This is a genomic window from Paucibacter sp. XJ19-41 (assembly GCF_028462495.1).
Lineage (GTDB): Bacteria > Pseudomonadota > Gammaproteobacteria > Burkholderiales > Burkholderiaceae_C > Roseateles_E.
In genome coordinates this window covers 1-325 of record NZ_JAQOWX010000317.1, presented here as the reverse complement: position 1 = coordinate 325, position 325 = coordinate 1, and the positions used below count along the sequence as shown (strand labels likewise).

The following is a 325-nucleotide window of genomic DNA, read 5'->3' as shown; positions in this document are numbered from 1 at the left end:
GCGTGGCCAGCAGGAACTCAGACAGTCTCGGCATAGCGGGGCGCATTCAAGCTGACGGCGGCCGCGGCCTCGGCCTCGGCCGAGATGTCCACCACCTGGCCGTCGATCACATGCACATTGCGTTGGGCGCGAGCGGCCAGCTGGGGGTCGTGGGTCACCATCACGATGGTGGCGCCCTCGCGGTGCAGCTCCTCCAGCAGCTCCATCACGCTGCGGGCCATCTGGCTGTCGAGGTTGCCGGTCGGCTCATCCGCCAGCAGCAGGCGCGGGCCGCCGGCCAGCGCGCGGGCGATGGCCACGCGCTGCTGCTGGCCGCCCGACAGCT

Annotated in this window: 1 protein-coding gene; it reads right to left on the bottom strand. The window is 71.7% G+C overall.

What is annotated here, in order from left to right; genetic code table 11:
* Positions 1-17: 17 nt before the first annotated feature.
* A partial coding sequence (locus PO768_RS29170) for an ATP-binding cassette domain-containing protein (RefSeq protein WP_272648850.1) occupies positions 18-325 on the bottom strand: 308 nt, incomplete at its 5' end.